Below are 20,365 nucleotides of genomic sequence, written 5' to 3'. Positions count from 1 at the left end.
CCACTGATTATTAGCCTTCACCAATCGGGCGTTTACGGGCAGTTGATCTCCCACCTAACTTCTTTGTTCCAGCTGAATTTTGAGGTGGGAGTCTTACTGCCCGTTAACGCGGGGTAAAACAGCTTTAGTACATAGGCACTAAAGCTGTTACAATCTTGTGTCTTTCCAAAAATTCACTTCAAGATGGGAAGATGGATTGTAGGGAAGTAGTTTATATCCTTGTGAGTGTAAATAATCAATTACTTTTGGGAGTATTTGCACTGTGACACTAGAATCATGCATTAAAATAACCTCTACTTGTTCATCGCTTTGATTTCGTACTCTTTCTAGTATTGCGGAAGGATTATCATAGCTTTTCCAGTCATATGTATCAATTGTCCAATCCCACATTTTATACTGGGCAGATACGAGTGCGTCACGGTAATTCTTTTTTAAGTAAGGCATGCTACCGTATGGGACCCGAACGAGATGTGTATTTAAATGTGTAACTTGCTGGACAATGTTTTGGGTTTGCTCCATTTCTGCAATTAAAACAGATGGATCGCCAGTATAAAGACGTTTTACATCATGCGACATACTATGGAGACCGATATAATGTCCATCTTTAATCAATCGCTCCATCGTTTTTTTATAATGTGGCACCTTTCCGCCAATAACGAAGAAAGTTGCTTTTCCGTTCTTCTCTTTTAAAATATTTAAAATTTGTGGTGTGTATTTATTTGGTCCGTCATCAAATGTTAAGTACGCAATTTTTGTTGTAGGAGAGGTAGTTTGAGTACTTTGGTAATCTTTTACTTGAATGTCTGTAGTTGCTTTTGTATTCGATGATGCGTACATAGTAATAGTTAAAAATAAAATTATACATTGAAGTAATCGCTTGATCATAACATTCACCCTCAGTTTGACAATCAAGATGTAAAAATGAAAATTTGATACTTTTTTCGTTATACGTATATCTTTCTCCAATAGAGGCACTCTCAAACAATCTATATTTTGGAAATGGGGAATAAGGATTAAAAAATAAAAAATAGCATCCTCTTATGAAAAGAGGATGCTATTTGAATATTTCATAATAGTAAAGGCTATACTACAATTAGTCTTCGCGTTTTTTCACTTTTTTATAGAAGGAAATAATTGGTTTGTAACGTTCGTGTACAAGACCGATTACTTCAGCAATGATTTCTGTAAAGAAGATTAAAATGAAAAGAAGAATAATGGATAACCATAATGTTGCACTACTGAAAATAATTGCATTTACACTAAAGAAAATACCCAATGCGTAAATAATTAGTACCGTTTTACGATGAGAGAATCCCATTGCAAGCAAACGGTGATGTAAATGCGATTTATCAGGTGCTGAAATAGGCTTTTTATTTACGATACGGCGGATAATTGCAAATGTCGTATCAAATATAGGTACACCTAAAATAATGATTGGAACGATAAAACTGAATAACGTTACGCTTTTGTATAATCCAAGTAACGATATAACAGAAATACAGTATCCTAAAAATAGTGCTCCTGTATCTCCCATGAAAATTTTTGCTGGATGGAAGTTGTAGAATAAAAATCCAATTGTACTTGCTAATGTAATCAGTGCTAGAGGTAATATAATAGCTGCTCCAGTACCCCATGGGCTAGTGAAGGCCATATATGCTAGCGTTGCAAGTACGATAGATGAAATCCCTGCGGATAATCCATCTAATCCATCAATTAAGTTGATGGCATTTGTAATACCTACAATCCAAAATACAGTAATTGGATAAGCAAGCCATCCGAGTTCAGTATCTCCGAAAATTGGAATATATAATACTTGCACTAATAATCCACTTTTGACAATCATGATGGCAACTAATAGTTGTCCACCGAATTTTACCCTCGCAGATAGTTCGTACATATCATCTAAAATCCCGATGATAACAATGATGATAGCACCTAAAGTTATCGATAACATTCTTTGTTCGTACAATCCACCGACAACAAATCCTACGGCTACACCGATGAAAATTGCTAACCCGCCAAGACGAGGCATAATTTTTTGGTGTACTTTACGCGCATTTGGCTTGTCTGTTGCTCCTATTTTGAAAGCTAATTTAATAACTAAAGGAGTAACGACGAGTACAGTGATGAAAGATGCCAAAATGGCATAAATCACTTGTGAGTCCATTAATACCCCACCCTTTATAGTTTAACGTAATTTTTTCAATCTTATTTATCTGAAAATTATGATGTTTATTTACAGGCTCATAACATATGGTATCACAAAAAGATTAGAATTCAATCTTTTTTTCTTTTGGCTGTAAAGGGCAGTGAATAGAATATATGACAATTGGATATGGAATGTTGTGTCCTTAGAGAAGGTTTATCTCATATTGTGTCTTGTAATATGACATTGTACTCCCCTCTCATATAGCGATGACTTTTGTTTCAGTATTATAAGTGTTGCACGTAAAATGAGTAAGTTCCGTGTTAAATTGTGGGAATTTACATTTTGTATATATTGCATCATTTAACTTTACAAAATCTTAAAAAATAATAAAAAAACGATTCATATAATAAAGAAGTGAAAGAGTTTTCTCATTCTTAGTGTGAGAGGGGGAAGCGCAGGGGGAGTTCTATGTATTCGTATATTTTCTTATGTATATTCCTGTGCGAAAAGAAAATGAAAATTACGATAATAGGTACCGGATATGTTGGATTGATTACAGGAGTAGGATTGGCGAGATTGGGACATTCAGTCACATGTTTCGATATAAATAGTGGGAAAATTGAACGGATTAAACAAGGCGAGTTACCTATTTATGAATGTGGATTAAATGAATTAATAAATGAAGCATACGAGAATAATCATTTAACTTTTACAGCAAGTAAATCAGCGGCATTTAATGATGTAGAGTTTATATTTATTGCAGTTGGAACGCCATCTTTATTAGATGGAACAGCAGATTTAACGTATATTCGTAGTGCTTGTGATGATATTGGAACATATGTGAATAACGATATTATTGTTGTTACGAAAAGTACGGTTCCTGTAGGGACAAATGATGTAATGAGAGAATGGATTGAGGATAAACTACAAGGTAGACATGAATTATATATTGTATCGAATCCAGAGTTTTTAAGAGAAGGTTCTGGTATTTATGATTTTTTTCAGGGTGATCGTATCGTAATTGGAGCATGTAGTGAAGAAGCTGCAAGGAAAGTAGAGAATTTGTACAGTAAATTAAGCTTACAAACGTATATTACAGATATTCGAAGTGCTGAGATGATTAAATATGCATCTAATGCTTTTTTAGCTACGAAGATTAGTTTTATTAATGAAATTTCTAATATATGTGAGCAAGTGGGTGCAGATATAGTAGATGTAGCTACAGGGATGGGGATGGATAAGAGAATTGGTGCATCTTTTTTAAATGCAGGCATCGGATATGGAGGATCTTGTTTTCCAAAAGATACGAAAGCGCTTGTGCAAATTGCAGGGAATGTTTCTCATAATTTTCGCTTGTTGAAAGCAGTCATTGAAGTGAATAATAAACAACAGTTGTTGTTAGTTAAAAAAGCGAAGAAAATTATAGATATGAAGAAGAAGCAAATTGCGGTTCTTGGTGCAGCATTCAAACCGAATACTGACGATATTAGGGAAGCGCCATCTCTTATTATAATAGAAGAATTAATTAATATGGGTGCGGATGTGGTTTTATATGACCCACAAGCTATTCAAAATGTAAGAAGTTTATTTGGAAATACGATACGATACGCTGAGTGTATAGATGAATCGATTAGAGAGGCGCATGCAGTTTTTATCGTAACAGAATGGGAATCAATTCGAAATTATCCGCTAGAAAAGTATGCACAGCTTATGAGGGAACCTATTCTATTTGATGGGAGAAATTGTTATACTAATGAGGATGCCGAGAAGCATGGATTAGATTATTACTCAGTTGGGCGAAAAGACGTCTGTAATAGTAATGTTTCTCAGGCTCGTTAAAAAATGTATTTTCACATGCATATTTTTATATGCGATAATAGAAGTTTTAACTAGTGAAAGAAAAGAGGCAATGAAATGACTGAACGTTTAAAAGTAATGACAATTTTCGGGACACGACCAGAAGCAATTAAAATGGCACCTCTTGTATTAGAGTTGCAAAAGCACCCAGAAAAGATTGAATCAATTGTGACTGTAACAGCACAACACCGTCAAATGTTAGATCAAGTATTAAATATCTTTGGAATTACGCCAGATTTCGATTTGAATATCATGAAAGATCGTCAAACGTTAATCGATATTACAACACGTGGTTTAGAAGGTTTAGATAAAGTAATGAAAAAAGCGAAGCCTGATATCGTACTTGTGCATGGTGATACAACGACGACATTTATTGCAAGCTTAGCTGCTTTCTATAATCAAATTCCAGTAGGACATGTTGAAGCAGGACTTCGTACATGGGATAAGTATTCTCCATATCCAGAAGAGATGAATCGCCAACTAACAGGTGTAATGGCGGATCTTCATTTCTCACCTACAACAAAATCAGCAACGAACTTACAAAAAGAAAATAAAGATGAGTCACGCATTTTCGTAACAGGAAATACAGCGATCGATGCACTGAAGACAACTGTAAAAGAAACTTATAGCCATTCGGTGTTAGAGAAACTTGGAAATGATCGTCTTGTACTTATGACAGCACACCGTCGTGAAAATTTAGGAGAACCAATGCGCAATATGTTCCGTGCAATTAAGCGTCTTGTTGATAAGCACGAAGATGTACAAGTTGTATACCCTGTTCATATGAATCCTGTTGTTCGCGAAATAGCGAATGATATTTTAGGCGAGCATAGCCGTATTCATTTAATTGAGCCGTTAGATGTAATTGATTTCCATAACGTTGCAGCTCGTTCATACTTAATGTTAACTGATTCTGGTGGTGTACAAGAGGAAGCACCATCACTAGGTGTGCCAGTCCTTGTCCTTCGTGATACGACGGAACGCCCAGAAGGTATCGAAGCAGGTACGCTGAAATTAGCAGGAACAGATGAAGAGACAATCTTTGGTCTTGCTGATGAGTTGTTATCTGATAAAGAAGCTCATGATAAGATGACGAAAGCATCTAACCCTTACGGCGATGGTCGTGCATCAGAGCGTATTGTAGAAGCGATTTTACAACACTTTAAGAAGTAACAACAATTGCGTGAAATAAAAAGAGCCAAATCGTATACGATTTGGCTCTTTTTTTATTCATGATTCCTCATAATCCACTCTGCATGAGCATTTGTAGAAGGGGGAGGAGGCGGTGGTGTTTTGTTCTCACTCGGCTCCTTCTTTGCTTTTGCGCTGGAGTTAGAATTTGAATCGGAATTTGTATTCTCATTTTTCGTAGTCTCTGTTGGAACTTTTGCTTTTTCTCCTATTTCCTTTTCAATTTCGTTACGTGCAGTCTCTACACTGATTGGATCTGGAAGGAAGTAATAAATACCGCCAATTTTTCGGTCTTCTCCTTCAAGTTTTAACGTTTGTATTGTAGAAGGATCGAATCCAGAGATTTTATTGTAAAGAGCAAGTCCGTCTGAAATAGGAATATCGGTTTTTATATATTTTCCAACTACCTTTGTTAAATCTTTAATTTTAAATACGGTAGAAGCAGAGTTTAGCTTTTGGGCAACAGCAGCCAGTACTTGTCTTTGTCTAGCAGCTCGACCGTAATCACCGTTAGGATCCTGCTTTCGCATACGGACGTATGCGAGTGCTTCTTCACCATTTAAGTTTTGTTGACCTTGTTTAAATTGGATTTTTTTATAGTAATCCACGTCAGAGCGTTCCCAGAAATCGAAGGGGACATCAACGGTAATACCGTCAACAGCATCAACGATACCTTTAAATCCTTGGAAATCAATTTTAATATAATGATCAACAGGAACTTTTAAAAACTCTTCGACGGTGTCGATTGCCATTTTTTCTCCACCGTAAGCATGGGCAGCGTTAATTTTGTCTTCTTTATTTTTGCCAACAATCTTAACACGAGAATCGCGTGGGATACTCATAAGTGAAACCTTTTTTGAGTTTGGATTAACTGTCGCGAACATGAGTGAATCTGTTCGGCCGTTTTGACCATCTGTTGCGTAATCCTCAATACCCATAATTAGTATTGTGAAAGGTTTTTTTGTGATTTCCACATCTTCTGCTCGTAATTTAGATTTTTCACGGCTAAATCCACTGTACATCCCCATGAGAGAAGTGTAGGAATTTAACATATAAAGTCCTACGCTACCAAATAAAAATGCGAAAATAAGAAAGAAGAAAAACTTTCTTCTACGTTTCTTTTTTATTCTGCTATTTTGGAGATGATAATCACGTTCTTCCATATATAATCTCCTTAGTTCATTTGTAGGGAATTAATTCACTACATTAATCTTTAAAGGCGATACGTTAGCTATTCTTAGATAACACCTTGTTCTAAGTACAACATATCTCCTTCTTTAATTGTACACTTCCCGTTTGTTAATTCAATCATCCAATCTGTAAATGTTTGTTTTCGATTTTCTTCTACATACGTATCGAATGTGACATTTTCTAGATAATGTATATCTTTAATAGCATATTCTGAATTGCGTAATTCATTTTCAACTTTGCCAAGTAAAGTGTAATCAATTTCTGTTTGCATAACGCGCATTAGTTTTCGTTCAACAACGCCTACATGGTTAAGACCTTCACTTGTACATTTTCCATATGCGCGAATTAATCCGCCAGCACCAAGTTTAATGCCGCCAAAATAGCGCGTAACGACGACGACAGTATCTTTTAGACCTCGTTTTTTTAATACTTCTAACATAGGTACACCAGCTGTGCCGCTCGGTTCACCGTCATCGTTCGCTTTTTGAATTTGATCTTGTTCACCGATTAAATATGCTGAACAATTATGTGTTGCATTCCAATGCTGTTTTTTTATTTTTTGTATAAATGTTTGAGCTTCCTCTTCCGTTGTGGCGCGATTCACATAGCAAATGAATCTTGATTTTTGAATCACAATTTCGTGCTCTCCATAGCCTTTTATTGTTAAATATTGTAATAACAATGGTATACGCCCCTATCTTTCAAAATAACTAGTACTTTACATTTTAAAAGCGAGCGTTTTTATATTCAAACATTTTTTACAAATATGTTGAAATTTTTGGTGAGTATTTTATCCCGCATTAACGAGCAGTAAGACTCCCACCTCAAAATTCAGCTGGAGCAAAGAAGTTAGGTGGGAGGTCAACTGCCCGTAAAAGCCCGATTGGTTCAACTAATAATCAGTGGGGGATGAACAAAACCCCCACTGATTAAAGTTTCACTTTATCTTTTTGTTGTAATTTGTCGAGCGAGTGATTGTAGTTTCTAGCCGGCATTTTTATGTATGGATGCACCTTTTCTAGTTTTCGTGTAAAATTAGGGGATAAAAATTTTTTATAAGGCAGGTACGAAAATGAAAACAGCTATTGTTACCGATAGTACAGCATATATACCGAAGCATATTCGTGACGAACTCAATATATATATGATTCCATTAAACGTTGTGTTTGGAACGGAATCTTATCAAGAAGAGGCTGAAGTTTCAGCAAATGATTTTTATATAAAGGTACGTGAACAAGAGGAACTTCCGAAAACTTCGCAACCAGCAATTGGAAAGTTTTTAGAGTTATATGAAGAGTTATCTAAAGAATATGATGCAGTTATTAGCATTCACCTTTCCAGTGGAATTAGTGGTACATATCAAACAGCAACGGCAGCTGGACAGATGGTAGATGGTATTGATGTATATACGTACGACTCTGAAATTAGTTGTGAAGTACAAGGGTTTTACGTGCGTGAAGGGGCAAAATTAGTAAGTGAAGGGAAAGCCCCAGAAGAGATTATCGCTCGTTTTGATGAAATGAAGCAAACGATGGATGCTTATTTTGTAGTGGATGATTTACATCATTTACAACGTGGTGGAAGATTAAATAGTGCACAAGCTTTTATTGGTAGTTTGTTACAAGTAAAACCAGTATTATACTTTAGAGATAAAGTAATTATTCCATTCGAAAAAATTCGTACGCGTAAAAAAGCGTTAAAGCGTATCGTTGAAATCTTTGATGAGCAGGCAAATAAAGGTGTGCCTATGGAAGCTGTTATTATTCATGCGAATCGTGAAGAGGAAGCTAATGAATGGAAACAAGAATTAGAAGAGATATACCCTCATGTTACAATTCGTACGAGTTATTTCGGAGCTGTAATTGGGACGCATTTAGGTGAAGGTGCGCTTGGTTTAGGTTGGTATACGAAGTGATAAAGATATAAAAGCTCTCTTACTTGAAGAGGGTTTTTTTACGGGGATTTGACAAGTTAATATTTGGAAATGGTGAAATGTATGTAAAATTAAATAATGAGGAAAGTTTTATTACTTACTTTTTACAAGAAACTATATTATAATAGAAGAGAGGTGAAACATATGGAGCATAATTCTTGTTTATGTCCAAAGTTTGAGTCAGCTTTTACAATGCTTAGTAAGAAATGGACTGGCTTAATTATTAAATCTTTGCTCGAAGAGCCGAAACGTTTCAGAGAAATCGCAGATATTATACCGAATATGAGCGATCGTATGTTGTCAGAACGTTTAAAGGAATTAGAAGGCGAAGGTATTGTAGTTCGTAATGTTTATCCAGAAGTACCAGTTAGAATCGAGTACGGTGTAACTGATAAAGGGAAAGCGTTGGAAAGTGTTATGGATGAGGTCCAAAATTGGGCTGAGAAATGGATGAAGTAACGTTTCTATTTCATTCATATTGGAGTATTTTCAAAACGTAAGGGGTTCCCTTACGTTTTTTTTCAATCCTATAAAAAACGGTGTAAGGCTCTTAAAATTCTACATATATATACAAATTTAGATATACTTTGCTATAGAGATAAATTTAATATTACATTTATTTTACAAAACCGTAACATTAGCAAAAAAACTCCCGAATTATGGTATAAATTTTAATAGGTTATATACGGAAAATGAAAAAAAGAAAGCGGTGTAAAAAATAAAATGAAAAAGCTAAAAATGGCATCTTGCGCATTAGTTGCAGGGTTAATGTTTTCTGGGCTAACACCAAATGTATTTGCAGAAGATAAAATTTCTGACGTGAAATCACAAATTAACACACAAAATGATACTTTACATAAACAACAACAAGAACGTGATGAATTACAAAAACAAATGAATGACTTAAACAAAACAATCCAAGGTTTGGATAAGTCTGTTCAAGAGAACGCTTCAAAACTTGATGAAACAACAAAAAAAGTTTCTGATACTGAGCAATTAATCGAAAATAAAAATAAAGATATTGCAGAACTACAAACAAAGATTGCAAAACGTGAAGAGTTATTAAGAAAACGTTTAGTTGCACTACAAGAACAGCCAAATACGAACATTGTAACAGAAGTTCTTGTAAACTCTAAAAACGTTGCAGATTTAGTTGATCGTTTAGCTTCTGTGTCTAAAATTATGGAATCTGACGAAGATATCATGAAAACACAACAAGAAGATCAAACGAGCGTGAAAAAAGATGTTGAGACAGTAAAAGAAAAACAAAAAGAATTAAAAGAAGCACAAGCTCAAATTGAAACTGCTAAGAAAGAACTTGACGTTGAAAAAGAGAAAAAAGCAACAGCAGTAAACGATTTAAGTGGTAAAATGGATACAGTTGTAACTACAATGACAAGTACGGAAGGTCAATTGAAAGAGCTTGAACAACAGGCATTAAAATTACAACAAATCGCTGAAAAAGAAGCGCAAGAAAAAGCTGCACAAGAAGCTGCTGCTCAAAAACAAGCAGAGCAAGCTGCTAAAGAAGCACAAGTTCAACAAGCACCTGCTGCAGTGCCAGCAGAGCAAGCCGCTCCAGCAAACAATGGTGGACAAGCTCAAAAAGAAGAGCCTAAAAAAGAAGAGCCTAAAAAAGAAGAGCCTAAAAAAGAAGAGCCTAAAAAAGAAGAGCCTAAAAAAGAGATACCTAAACAAGAAAATAAAAAACCAGAGCCAGTACCAGATCCAACTCCGGCTCCTGGCGTAATTGGTAAAGCGCAACAATACTTAGGTAAGCCATATGTTTGGGGAAGTGCATCTCCATCAAACGGTGGTTTTGACTGTAGTGGATTTATTTCTTACATTTATGGTGTAGGTCGTCAAGACGTTGCAGGTTACTGGAACTCAGTTTCGAAAGTAAGTAGCCCACAACCTGGAGATTTAGTATTCTTCCAAGGTACTTATAAAGCAGGTCCATCTCACATCGGTATTTACGTTGGTAACGACCAGATGATTCATGCAGGTGATAAAGGGATTGCTTACGCTAGCTTAAGCAGTAGCTACAACCAAAAACATTTCTTAGGTTACGGTAGATTATAGGATTTATAATTGAATAAAAAACGTGTATAAAGTCGATAGCTTACTATTTTATAAGTAGGTTATCGGCTTTTTTGAGTTTTTACGAGATAAAGAGCAGGATTTATAGTAGTGCTGGAGGTGGCTATTGATGATGTTAGCTGGTAGACAGTTACTGTTAGAAGAACTCTCTTCAGGTTTGCAGGATAAATTGGATCATCTGAAAAGGAATCGAGACGTCGTTTGTGTACAAGGGGTAATTAAGAAGTCTTCAAAATATATGTGTCAGCGCTGCGGAAATATAGAGCAGCGACTATTTGCATCATTGCTATGTAAAAGGTGCAATGAAGTATGTACGTATTGCCGGAAATGTATAACGATGGGCAGGGTAAGTGAATGTACTGTACTTGTTCGCGGGATTGCTGAAATAAGCGGAGAAAGTTATTTGAATCCGTTACAGTGGGAAGGCGTTTTGTCTGACGGTCAGGAGTTAGCTGCGCAAAGTGTCGTTGACGCTGTTAAGCAGAAAGAATCATTTTTTATTTGGGCGGTGTGCGGGGCTGGAAAAACAGAAATGTTGTTTCGCGGAATTGCAGAGGCACTACAAAAGGGAGAAAGAGTTTGTATTGCAACGCCGAGAACGGACGTTGTACTTGAATTAGCACCAAGATTACAAGAAGTGTTTCCAAATATAAATGTAGCTGCTTTATACGGAGGGAGTTTAGACCGAGAAAAAGATGCGGCGTTAATCGTTGCAACTACACATCAATTGTTACGTTATTATAGGGCGTTCCATGTCATGATTGTAGATGAGATAGATGCTTTTCCGTATCATGCAGATAAGATGTTGCAGTATGCAGTAAACGAAGCGATGAAAGAGAAGGCAGCGCGTATTTATTTAACTGCAACTCCAGATGAAAAGTGGAAGCGTAAGTTGCGAAGTGGTAAGCAAAAAGGGGTTATTATTTCAGGGCGATACCATCGTCATCCATTGCCAGTTCCGATATTTCAGTGGTGCGGAAATTGGAAAAAGGGTCTTATACGTAAAAAAATTCCTCGTGCTTTATTACAATGGTTAAATCTGTACTTATCGAAACGATGCCCCATTTTTTTATTTGTTCCTCATGTGCGATATGTAGAAGAAATTAGCCAGTTATTAAAATCATTAAACAATCAAATTGACGGTGTGCATGCAGAAGATCCGGCGAGAAAAGAGAAGGTAGCAGCTTTCAGAAAAGGAGAAATCCCTTTATTAGTTACAACGACGATTTTGGAACGAGGAGTAACTGTTAAAAATTTGCAAGTTGCAGTTTTAGGAGCTGAGGAAGAAATATTTTCAGAAAGTGCTCTCGTTCAAATTGCAGGGCGTGCTGGCAGAAGCTCTGATGAACCGCATGGAGATGTTATCTATTTTCATTATGGAAAGACAGAGGCGATGGTTCGTGCGAAAAAACATATTCAAAGTATGAATAAGAATGCTAAAGAACAAGGACTGATAGATTGATGCATTGTCTACTTTGTGATGAGTATATTTCATATGCGATTAGTTGGTACACTTTTTTTGTTAAGCTTCATAAAAAGTATATATGTGATAGATGTGAACAAAAACTTTCCTATATTATAGGAGATATTTGCAAGGAGTGTGGTCGGCCTTTAGAACTTGTACCAGCTGAATATAAAAACGGGGATATTTGTATGGACTGCATAAGGTGGACGAACGAGCAGGGGTTTCCGTCTCTCATAAATCGTTCGTTGCATGTGTATGATGAAGGGATGAAAGAAATATTAGCACAGTTTAAATTTCGAGGAGATGCTGAATTAGTGCATATTTTTCATCAGCCTTTTCGAAGTCTTTTTCAAAAATATTTTGCGAATGTTTCAGTTGCCATTCCGGTCCCTCTTAGTGAAGAGCGAGAATACGAGCGTGGTTTTAATCAAGCGGAGTTACTAGCTTCTTGTTTGCCTATCAAAATGTTTTGTACATCATTAAGAAGAATAGAAACAGAAAAACAAAGTAAGAAGAAGCGTAAAGAAAGGATATCGGGAGTTAATCCTTTTTATTTTCAGGGAGAAGAGATGTTTCATGAGCAACACGTTTTAATCGTGGATGATGTGTATACGACAGGAATTACTGTTAGGCAAATTGGAAGCCTTTTGTATGATCGAGGAGCGAGAGAGGTTTCTTGTTTGACGCTTTGTAGAGGTTAATATGTGAATGTCGAAAGGAGTAATAAAAAGACGACAGGTCTTCTTTGACTTACAGTCTTGTCATTCGCTATAGTCAGAATATGGGGCGAATGCCCTGATTTTAAGAGTGAAGGGAATGGAATGAACATGCAAGGACGAGTAAAATGGTTCAATGCAGAAAAGGGATTTGGGTTTATTGAGCGTGAAGATGGTGACGATGTGTTTGTTCATTTTTCTGCTATTCAACAAGATGGGTATAAGTCGTTAGAAGAAGGTCAACAAGTGGAGTTTGATATTGTTGATGGAGCACGTGGGCCACAAGCGGCTAATGTTGTGAAACTGTAAAAATTAAGTTTTTGGAAAAGATAGAGCTGTATTTTTAGCAGCATTATATAGATGGCGAAAGCTCTTGCTCGTAACAAGGGCTTTTTTGTTTTAGAGGAGTTGTCAAAAAGTTGTTTCTTTTCTGTAACTAATTGTCCACAGTTACATTCGTTATTCACGATGTTAATAGGATAAAATAAAGATAGAAACGATGCATCTTTTCATTTCAACAAAAAACGATAAAAAAATCGCAATTCCACTAATTTTTCAAAAAAATTAGAAGGAGTTTTTAAGCCAATGTCGAAATTATAGTACATAGGCTTGAAAGGAGGAATTCATCTATGAAATTCAACATTCGTGGTGAAAATATTGAAGTAACTCCAGCATTAAAGGAATATGTAGAGAAAAAGCTAAGTAAATTAGAGCGTTATTTTGATACATTCCCAGAGATTAAGGTTAATTTAAAAGTATACTCTGACAAGCAACGTATCGAGGTAACAATTCCATTTACAGATTTATTACTTCGTGCAGAAGAAACAAATAGCGATATGTACGCTGCGATTGATTTAGTAGTTGATAAAATTGAGCGACAAATTCGTAAACATAAAACAAAAGTAAACCGTAAATTACGTGAAAAGGGTTCTGTTAAAACTAATTTTATCCTTCCACAAGCAGTAGCTGTTCTGGATGAGGTAGAAGAGGATGAATTAGAACTTGTACGTACAAAACGATTCGATTTAAAACCGATGGACGTTGAAGAAGCAATCTTACAAATGGATATGCTAGGACATAATTTCTTCGTCTTCACAAATGCGGATACAAATGAAACTAATGTTGTATATGGCCGTAAAGACGGGAAATATGGTTTAATCGAAACAAAATAATCATTCAAAAGCGTAGCCGAAATGGCTGCGCTTTTTTTATCTGTTTTTGCCTTCCTATCTTGTAATATTGATATAAATTTAAATGGCTTATTCGTAATGAAATTTAGAAGTCATGTTTTGTAACGGTCAACTGTATTACTATTCCAAAAGGATCTCGCACAATGGCATAACCCGGGCTGAAGGAGTTTTTTTCAAAAGGCGTTAAAATATAAACCTCATCATGTTGAATTAGATTGTGATAGAGTGCTTCAACGGTTTGGAAATCTTTAGATTGAATGCATAATGATGAGCTATTACTTAATTGCCAAGGGCGTGTGGAATCCACTGCCTGTTCCGCAATCATAATTTTATTAGTGCCAATTTGTAAAACAGAATGGGTAATATAATGTTCTTGGCTTTCTTCATATGTGAAATCTGGATCTATTTCTTTCATCTCTTTATAATTCTTTTAAAATAAAACTTTTGCCCCTAAATGTTGTTCGTAAAATGCAATTGCTTTGGCACCTTGCCCATTTAATGATAAAAAAGGGATTACTTCAAAGTTCATTGTATTGCCTCCTTCATATATGTTTACACTTATTACTATACAAATATAAGGTGCCAACATATGGCACCTATAGGGAGAGTTTATGAAAAAAGTTGAACGTTTAAATCAGATGCTGCGTTTTATAAATCAAAAACAAATATTCACATTGAAAGATTTAATGGATGAATTTCAAATTTCAAAAAGGACAGCGTTACGTGATATTGCATCATTAGAGGGAATGGGTGTACCTCTTTTTGCAGAGTATGGTCGGTATGGAGGGTATCGTTTAATAAAAACGATGACATTACCACCGATTTCATTTACAAATCATGAAGTTTTTGCACTTTATTTTGCAATGCAAGCGTTAAGAAGTTTTGTAAGTATTCCCTTTCAAATTTCGTTTCATTCCATTAATAAGAAATTTTTAAATAGTGTTTCGTCAAAACAGCGTGAGCAAATTGAAAACTTGCAAAAGAGAGTTGCTTTTTATCATTTGGAACAGGCGCATGAATGTGGTTATCTAGAAGAACTTTTATTAGCTGCTGTTCAAAAAGAGGCATTAAATGTAAACTATGTTACGCCGAAGCAAACGACAATGCGTCGTATTCAGCCAATTTCGATTTATGCAATGAAAGGTTATTGGTATTGCCAAGCTTATGATTTAGATAAATCGGCTTATCGAGTTCTTCGTTGCGATCGCATTAGGTCGTTAGAAGTGGTAGGCGCCGAGGGTAGTGTGGATTTAGAAAATATAAATATACATAACGCACATAGTCTTTGGAAGGCGACTGAACAAGCTATTCATTTTAAATGCTCGATTACTGCAAAGGGGATAGAGATATTTAAACAACAACAATATCCTTCGATGAAGTTATGGGAAGAGCACGAAGATACATATTTGATAGGAACTTATGAGCCTGCTGAAATCAATTTTATTATTTCGTATTTGGCCAGTTTTGGTAAAACTATAAAAATAATTGAGCCATCCTCTTTAAAAGAGAACTTGAAAGAATACTACTTAGATTTAATACAAAATTTGTAACGAAGAGATATTAGTTTGTTGGAACAAATAAAATAAAATTTTTTTCTGAATATAAGACCCCACATTTGGACGATTGTTGTCATAGTTATAAGACAAGTGTTACAATTATCATTAGGTTTATACATTTTAGTTTTTTAATTAGGAGAAAAATTGGCATAACATAAAGTGAAACTTTAATCAGTGGTGGGTTCTTCCCACCTACTGATTATTAGTTGAACCAATCGGGCATTTACGGGCAGTTGATCCCATACCTAATTTTTGTTTTTGCTTAATTTTGAGGTAGGGATCTTACAGCCCGTTAATGCGGGGTAAATTTGATTTTTATAACGACTGATTGTAAAGAGAAAAAGAAAGCAATCGGAAGTTTTATTTTAATAAAAGAGGAGCGTATTTCCTATGATCGGTATTTTAAAAAAGGTATTTGATGTCAACCAACGCCAAATTAAACGTATGCAGAAGACAGTGGAGCAAATTGATGCATTAGAATCATCTATTAAGCCGCTAACTGATGAACAATTAAAAGGAAAAACGATTGAATTTAAAGAACGTCTAACAAAAGGTGAGACAGTAGATGATCTACTTCCTGAAGCTTTTGCGGTTGTTCGTGAAGCAGCGAATCGTGTTCTTGGAATGCGTCCATATGGCGTACAGCTAATGGGTGGTATCGCCTTACATGAAGGAAATATCTCTGAGATGAAAACAGGTGAAGGTAAAACGTTAACATCTACTTTACCTGTATATTTAAACGCATTAACAGGAAAAGGTGTTCACGTTGTTACAGTCAATGAATACTTAGCACAACGTGATGCAAGTGAAATGGGAGAACTTCATGAGTTCCTTGGCTTAACTGTAGGGATTAACTTGAATAGTATGTCACGTGAAGAGAAACAAGCTGCTTATGCTGCTGATATTACGTATAGCACAAATAACGAGCTTGGGTTCGATTACTTACGTGACAACATGGTGTTATATAGAGAGCAGTGCGTTCAGCGTCCACTTAATTTTGCTATCATCGATGAAGTCGATTCTATTTTAGTCGATGAAGCACGTACGCCGCTTATTATTTCGGGACAAGCTCAAAAATCAGCAGAGCTATACATGTTTGCAAATGCATTCGTTCGTACATTAGAAAATGAAAAAGAATATTCATTTGATGTGAAAACGAAAAATGTAATGTTAACAGAAGATGGTATTACGAAAGCTGAGAAAGCTTTCCATATCGATAACTTATTCGATTTAAAACATGTAGCACTTCTTCACCATATTAATCAGGCGCTTCGTGCACACGTTGTTATGCACCTTGATACAGATTATGTTGTACAAGAAGGCGAAATTGTAATCGTAGACCAATTCACTGGTCGTCTTATGAAAGGTCGTCGTTATAGCGAAGGTTTACATCAAGCTATTGAAGCAAAAGAAGGCGTAGAAATTCAAAATGAAAGTATGACGCTTGCAACAATTACGTTCCAAAACTACTTCCGTATGTACGAAAAATTATCTGGTATGACTGGTACAGCGAAAACGGAAGAAGAAGAATTCCGTAGTATTTACAATATGAATGTTATCGTAATTCCAACGAATAAAGATATTATTCGTGATGATCGTGCTGATTTAATCTTCAAATCAATGGAAGGTAAATTCAATGCAGTTGTTGAGGATATTGTAAATCGTCATAAGCAAGGGCAACCTATTCTTGTTGGTACAGTTGCAATTGAAACGTCAGAGCTTATTTCAAAAATGTTAACACGTAAAGGTGTACGTCATAATATCTTAAATGCAAAAAACCATGCGCGTGAAGCAGATATCATTGCAGAAGCTGGTATGAAAGGCGCTGTAACAATTGCGACGAATATGGCTGGTCGTGGTACGGATATTAAGTTAGGCGACGATATTAGAAACGTTGGCCTAGCAGTTATCGGTACAGAGCGTCACGAAAGTCGTCGTATTGATAATCAGTTACGTGGTCGTTCTGGTCGTCAAGGGGACCCTGGTGTAACACAGTTCTACTTATCAATGGAAGATGAACTAATGCGCCGCTTCGGTTCTGACAATATGAAAGCGATGATGGATCGCCTTGGTATGGATGATTCACAGCCAATCGAAAGTAAAATGGTTTCTCGTGCGGTAGAATCTGCGCAAAAACGTGTGGAAGGAAATAACTATGATGCACGTAAACAGCTATTGCAATACGACGATGTACTTCGTCAACAACGTGAAGTAATTTATAAACAGCGTCAAGAAGTAATGGATTCAGAGAACTTACGCAGTATTATTGAAGGTATGATGAAATCTACGATAGAACGTGCTGTTGCACTTCATACGCAAGAAGAAATCGAAGAAGATTGGAGCATTAAAGGTCTTGTCGATTACTTAAATACAAACCTTCTTGAAGAAGGAGATGTAAAAGAAGAAGAGTTACGTCGCCTTGCTCCAGAAGAAATGAGTGAATCAATTATCGCGAAATTATTAGAGCGTTATAACGAAAGAGAGAAGCTTCTACCTGAAGAGCAGACGCGTGAATTCGAAAAGGTTGTTGTATTCCGTGTTGTAGATACGAAATGGACAGATCATATCGATGCAATGGATCATCTTCGTGAAGGTATTCATTTACGTGCTTACGGACAAATCGATCCACTTCGTGAATACCAAATGGAAGGATTCGCAATGTTCGAGTCGATGATCGCTTCTATTGAAGAGGAAATCTCTCGTTACATTATGAAAGCTGAAATTGAGCAAAACTTAGAGCGTCAAGAAGTTGTTCAAGGTGAAGCTGTTCATCCATCAAGCGATGGCGAAGACGCGAAGAAAAAACCGGTTGTAAAAGGTGACCAAATGGGACGCAACGATTTATGTAAATGTGGTAGTGGCAAGAAATATAAAAACTGTTGTGGCATTGGGCAGTAATAAGAAACTGTAATTTAGACTGCTTTGCAAATTTTTACATCAAAAATGTATAATGAAAAGGATTAAACTCTCTCCGTAATAAGCGGAGAGAGTTTCCCTTGTTTTCATATGAAAGTAACAGCAATTACATAGAGGTGAAGGAAATGGAATTAGTAGAAATTAGGCAAGAATTAGAAAAAATGGCTAAGAGATTAGCGGCTTTTAGGGGGTCTCTTTGACCTTCCTACTAAGGAAAAACAAATTGCAGAATTAGAAGAAACGATGATGGGCGCAGGATTTTGGGATGACCAACAAGGCGCACAAGCTGTAATTAATGAAGCGAATGCGCTGAAAGATATGGTTGGAAGGTTCCGTCAGTTAGATGAGACGTTCGAAAACTTAGAAATGACGCATGACTTACTTAAAGAAGAGTATGATGAAGATTTACATGAGGAACTAGAATCTGAAGTGAAAACTTTAATTCAAGAAATGAATGAGTACGAGCTGCAGTTACTATTAAGCGATCCTTATGATAAAAATAACGCTATTTTAGAATTACACCCAGGTGCAGGTGGAACAGAGTCACAAGACTGGGGTTCTATGTTATTACGTATGTACACGCGCTGGGCTGAAAAACGTAGGTTTAAAGTAGAAACGGTTGACTACTTACCGGGCGATGAAGCTGGTATTAAGAGTGTTACATTATTAATTAAAGGTCATAACGCTTACGGTTACTTGAAAGCGGAGAAAGGTGTACATCGTCTTGTACGTATTTCACCGTTCGATTCTTCAGGTCGTCGTCATACATCGTTCGTATCTTGTGAAGTTGTACCTGAATTCAATGATGAAGTTGAAATTGAAGTGCGTACAGAAGATTTGAAAATAGATACGTATCGTGCAAGTGGTGCAGGTGGACAGCACGTTAATACGACAGATTCAGCAGTTCGTATAACTCATCTACCGACAAACACGGTTGTAACATGTCAGTCAGAGCGTTCTCAAATTAAAAACCGTGAGCATGCGATGAAAATGCTAAAAGCGAAATTATATCAAAAGAAATTAGAAGAACAACAAGCACAATTAGATGAGATTCGCGGAGAGCAAAAAGAAATTGGATGGGGCAGCCAAATCCGTTCTTACGTATTCCACCCGTATTCTCTTGTGAAAGACCATCGTACAAATACAGAAGTTGGTAACGTACAAGCAGTTATGGATGGAGAAATTAATCCGTTTATTGATGCGTATTTACGTTCTCGTATTTAATAAGAGAAAAAGCCAACAGAATTGTTGGCACATGCTGAGGTCCAAGAGGATATAAAGAGGCTTATCTTATTTATATTGATGAAATAAAGAGGAAGAGAAGTTGGAAACGACAACTTCTCTTTTTGATGAGATTATATGTAGAATACAATGCCGTATATTGTTTTGTAAAAGGTAGAGAATAGTAAAACAAAGTGGTAATAGAGTAGGACTTTATATAGAATTTCTCAGTTTTGATTGGAGAAAAAGGCTCTTTATAGAACTTTCTAAGGTGTTCACAGAATTGAAACAATTTATGAAAGCTTATTTTATTAGGCTTCTCACTATATTTGTGAAAAATATGAAATACACCTTAGTTTTTCTATATAAAGATAATGCTTATAATGAATATTGAATGTGTTATGAAAACTATTGCCTAGTTATGAATGAAAAGAATATCAACAATGGGGAGCGATAGAAGTGAAAAAGAAATTGTTGGCTATTACGCTGGGGACGTCAGTCGTTTTTGCTTTAGGAGCATGTGGAAATAAAGAAGAGAGTAAACCATCAAAACAATCTGCAAGCACAGATAGCGCAGAGCAAATTTACCAAAAAAGTTGTATAGGTTGTCACGCTAAAGATTTATCAGGAGCAACTGGACCAGATTTACGAAAAGTAGGACAGAAATATGACGCAGCAGAGATTGAAAAGATTATTGAAAAAGGCCGCGGTTCAATGTCACCAGGAATTATTCAAGGTGAAGATGCGAAAAAAGTAGCTGAATGGTTAGCGGAGCATAAATAAGAAACGTAATTAATAAACGAGCTGATTGTATAACTTGACCGAAAAGTGCTTCGAGTTAAGTAATTACATGAGCTCGTTTACCTTTTATTAGGATGTA

Annotated in this window: 17 protein-coding genes and 1 pseudogene; 13 read left to right on the top strand and 5 right to left on the bottom strand. The window is 36.0% G+C overall.

Features of this window, described 5'->3' with window-relative positions; genetic code table 11:
- Positions 1–147 precede the first annotated feature (147 nt).
- Positions 148–885 (bottom strand): polysaccharide deacetylase family protein, encoded by a 738-nt coding sequence (locus QCI77_RS26355; RefSeq protein WP_012261992.1) that lies wholly within the window; start codon positions 883–885, stop codon positions 148–150.
- Between the two features lie 208 nt (positions 886–1,093).
- Complete coding sequence (locus QCI77_RS26350) at positions 1,094–2,167, bottom strand: glycosyltransferase family 4 protein (protein ID WP_012261991.1); 1,074 nt, start codon at positions 2,165–2,167, stop codon at positions 1,094–1,096.
- 450 nt (positions 2,168–2,617) lie between these two features.
- Between QCI77_RS26350 and QCI77_RS26345 the strand changes: the two genes are divergently transcribed.
- Positions 2,618–3,988 carry a UDP-glucose dehydrogenase family protein gene (locus QCI77_RS26345; RefSeq protein ID WP_353825671.1) on the top strand — a complete coding sequence of 457 codons (1,371 nt, stop codon included), beginning with the start codon at positions 2,618–2,620 and terminating at the stop codon, positions 3,986–3,988.
- A 75-nt stretch (positions 3,989–4,063) separates the two neighbouring features.
- Positions 4,064–5,179: a non-hydrolyzing UDP-N-acetylglucosamine 2-epimerase gene (wecB, locus tag QCI77_RS26340; protein WP_353825670.1), complete on the top strand. Its 1,116-nt coding sequence runs from the start codon at positions 4,064–4,066 to the stop codon at positions 5,177–5,179.
- A 53-nt stretch (positions 5,180–5,232) separates the two neighbouring features.
- Here the strand turns inward: wecB and QCI77_RS26335 are convergent, their stop codons facing one another.
- On the bottom strand, positions 5,233–6,360 hold the full coding sequence (locus QCI77_RS26335) for an LCP family protein (RefSeq protein ID WP_353825669.1): 1,128 nt from the start codon (positions 6,358–6,360) through the stop codon (positions 5,233–5,235).
- A 74-nt stretch (positions 6,361–6,434) separates the two neighbouring features.
- Entirely contained in the window at positions 6,435–7,070 is a 636-nt protein-coding gene (locus QCI77_RS26330) for a YigZ family protein (protein ID WP_353825668.1), read from the bottom strand.
- A gap of 390 nt (positions 7,071–7,460) precedes the next feature.
- On the opposite strand from QCI77_RS26330, the gene QCI77_RS26325 reads away from it, so the two are divergent.
- The 7 genes from QCI77_RS26325 (at position 7,461) to hpf (ending at position 13,774) form a co-directional block, all read left to right on the top strand.
- Positions 7,461–8,303, top strand: a complete 843-nt coding sequence (locus QCI77_RS26325) for a DegV family protein (protein WP_002016143.1) — start codon at positions 7,461–7,463, stop codon at positions 8,301–8,303.
- A gap of 162 nt (positions 8,304–8,465) precedes the next feature.
- A complete protein-coding gene (locus QCI77_RS26320; RefSeq protein ID WP_002089608.1) occupies positions 8,466–8,780 on the top strand; it encodes a winged helix-turn-helix transcriptional regulator in 315 nt (104 codons plus the stop codon).
- Positions 8,781–9,044: 264 nt separating this feature from the next.
- The gene (locus QCI77_RS26315) at positions 9,045–10,403 is read left to right on the top strand and encodes a C40 family peptidase (RefSeq protein WP_353825667.1); all 1,359 of its coding nucleotides are present in this window, start codon (positions 9,045–9,047) and stop codon (positions 10,401–10,403) included.
- A gap of 130 nt (positions 10,404–10,533) precedes the next feature.
- Positions 10,534–11,883 (top strand): ATP-dependent helicase ComFA, encoded by a 1,350-nt coding sequence (gene comFA / locus QCI77_RS26310; RefSeq protein WP_353825666.1) that lies wholly within the window; start codon positions 10,534–10,536, stop codon positions 11,881–11,883.
- Positions 11,883–12,587 (top strand): ComFC family protein, encoded by a 705-nt coding sequence (locus QCI77_RS26305; protein WP_002129929.1) that lies wholly within the window; start codon positions 11,883–11,885, stop codon positions 12,585–12,587. Before comFA ends, QCI77_RS26305 begins: the two co-directional genes overlap by 1 nt.
- Positions 12,588–12,713: 126 nt before the next feature.
- The gene (gene cspC, locus QCI77_RS26300) at positions 12,714–12,911 is read left to right on the top strand and encodes a cold shock protein CspC (RefSeq protein WP_001990088.1); all 198 of its coding nucleotides are present in this window, start codon (positions 12,714–12,716) and stop codon (positions 12,909–12,911) included.
- A gap of 320 nt (positions 12,912–13,231) precedes the next feature.
- The gene (gene hpf, locus QCI77_RS26295) at positions 13,232–13,774 is read left to right on the top strand and encodes a ribosome hibernation-promoting factor, HPF/YfiA family (protein ID WP_193646842.1); all 543 of its coding nucleotides are present in this window, start codon (positions 13,232–13,234) and stop codon (positions 13,772–13,774) included.
- A gap of 103 nt (positions 13,775–13,877) precedes the next feature.
- Here hpf and QCI77_RS26290 read toward each other — a convergent pair.
- Positions 13,878–14,321: pseudogene (locus QCI77_RS26290) on the bottom strand (VOC family protein).
- Positions 14,322–14,403: 82 nt separating this feature from the next.
- On the opposite strand from QCI77_RS26290, the gene QCI77_RS26285 reads away from it, so the two are divergent.
- The 4 genes from QCI77_RS26285 to cccB all read left to right on the top strand — a co-directional run bounded on the left by QCI77_RS26285 (position 14,404) and on the right by cccB (position 20,268).
- Complete coding sequence (locus QCI77_RS26285) at positions 14,404–15,342, top strand: helix-turn-helix transcriptional regulator (protein ID WP_353825665.1); 939 nt, start codon at positions 14,404–14,406, stop codon at positions 15,340–15,342.
- Between the two features lie 396 nt (positions 15,343–15,738).
- The gene (gene secA, locus QCI77_RS26280) at positions 15,739–18,246 is read left to right on the top strand and encodes a preprotein translocase subunit SecA (RefSeq protein ID WP_353825664.1); all 2,508 of its coding nucleotides are present in this window, start codon (positions 15,739–15,741) and stop codon (positions 18,244–18,246) included.
- A 143-nt stretch (positions 18,247–18,389) separates the two neighbouring features.
- Positions 18,390–19,488, top strand: a protein-coding gene (prfB, locus tag QCI77_RS26275; RefSeq protein WP_100248371.1) for a peptide chain release factor 2 whose coding sequence is annotated in 2 segments (ribosomal slippage) — positions 18,390–18,461 and positions 18,463–19,488 — 1,098 coding nt in all. Because the reading frame shifts where the segments join, the coding sequence is not laid out codon by codon here.
- A 456-nt stretch (positions 19,489–19,944) separates the two neighbouring features.
- Positions 19,945–20,268, top strand: coding sequence for a cytochrome c551 (cccB, locus tag QCI77_RS26270; RefSeq protein WP_002016129.1), 324 nt, complete (start codon positions 19,945–19,947; stop codon positions 20,266–20,268).
- Positions 20,269–20,365: the final 97 nt, after the last annotated feature.

The sequence above is a fragment of the Bacillus cereus group sp. MG9 genome, assembly GCF_040459995.1.
Lineage (GTDB): Bacteria > Bacillota > Bacilli > Bacillales > Bacillaceae_G > Bacillus_A > Bacillus_A mycoides.
The sequence above is the reverse complement of the archived record's forward strand: the minus strand, read 5'-3'. Positions and strand labels throughout refer to the sequence as shown.

What these genes read in the sequence shown, in the direction of transcription:
- QCI77_RS26335 (WP_353825669.1), bottom strand. Translation starts at nt 6,360, where the DNA reads ATGGAAGAACGTGATTATCATCTCCAAAATAGCAGAATAAAAAAGAAA.
- QCI77_RS26285 (WP_353825665.1), top strand. Translation starts at nt 14,404, where the DNA reads ATGAAAAAAGTTGAACGTTTAAATCAGATGCTGCGTTTTATAAATCAA.
- QCI77_RS26320 (WP_002089608.1), top strand. Translation starts at nt 8,466, where the DNA reads ATGGAGCATAATTCTTGTTTATGTCCAAAGTTTGAGTCAGCTTTTACA.
- QCI77_RS26305 (WP_002129929.1), top strand. Translation starts at nt 11,883, where the DNA reads ATGCATTGTCTACTTTGTGATGAGTATATTTCATATGCGATTAGTTGG.
- QCI77_RS26350 (WP_012261991.1), bottom strand. Translation starts at nt 2,167, where the DNA reads ATGGACTCACAAGTGATTTATGCCATTTTGGCATCTTTCATCACTGTA.
- hpf (WP_193646842.1), top strand. Translation starts at nt 13,232, where the DNA reads ATGAAATTCAACATTCGTGGTGAAAATATTGAAGTAACTCCAGCATTA.
- QCI77_RS26325 (WP_002016143.1), top strand. Translation starts at nt 7,461, where the DNA reads ATGAAAACAGCTATTGTTACCGATAGTACAGCATATATACCGAAGCAT.
- QCI77_RS26345 (WP_353825671.1), top strand. Translation starts at nt 2,618, where the DNA reads ATGTATTCGTATATTTTCTTATGTATATTCCTGTGCGAAAAGAAAATG.
- cspC (WP_001990088.1), top strand. Translation starts at nt 12,714, where the DNA reads ATGCAAGGACGAGTAAAATGGTTCAATGCAGAAAAGGGATTTGGGTTT.
- comFA (WP_353825666.1), top strand. Translation starts at nt 10,534, where the DNA reads ATGTTAGCTGGTAGACAGTTACTGTTAGAAGAACTCTCTTCAGGTTTG.
- QCI77_RS26355 (WP_012261992.1), bottom strand. Translation starts at nt 885, where the DNA reads ATGATCAAGCGATTACTTCAATGTATAATTTTATTTTTAACTATTACT.
- QCI77_RS26315 (WP_353825667.1), top strand. Translation starts at nt 9,045, where the DNA reads ATGAAAAAGCTAAAAATGGCATCTTGCGCATTAGTTGCAGGGTTAATG.
- secA (WP_353825664.1), top strand. Translation starts at nt 15,739, where the DNA reads ATGATCGGTATTTTAAAAAAGGTATTTGATGTCAACCAACGCCAAATT.
- wecB (WP_353825670.1), top strand. Translation starts at nt 4,064, where the DNA reads ATGACTGAACGTTTAAAAGTAATGACAATTTTCGGGACACGACCAGAA.